General features: G+C 77.0%; 1 pseudogene. It reads right to left on the bottom strand.

What is annotated here, in order from left to right:
* A pseudogene (locus ADL12_RS56875) lies at positions 1–151 on the bottom strand (small ribosomal subunit Rsm22 family protein); the annotation flags it as partial.
* Positions 152–278 lie beyond the last annotated feature (127 nt).

Here is a 278-nt window from a genome sequence, read left to right as displayed (position 1 = left end):
CGCGGAGGATCGGGGTGTGGGTGGGGGTTGCCCCGCGGTAGTTGGCGATCAGCCGGTCGACGGCCTGGGCGGCCTGGCGGGGTGGGAGGCCGTCGAGGAGCGTGGCGAGACTGCTGCGGAGGGCGTCTGCCGGGGATGCGGGGGCGTTCACCCGGCGATTCTACGAGGGCGCCCGGCGCGGGGGGCGGGCCTCGGTTTCCTCGCCCCCGCCGCCCCTACCCGTCCCATCCTGAAGGGGCTCCGCCCCTTCCACCCCGCCAGGGGGCTCTGCCCCCTGG

This window comes from Streptomyces regalis, assembly GCF_001509475.1.
Taxonomy (GTDB): Bacteria; Actinomycetota; Actinomycetes; order Streptomycetales; family Streptomycetaceae; genus Streptomyces; species Streptomyces regalis.
This window is presented reverse-complemented; position numbering and strand designations above follow the sequence as displayed.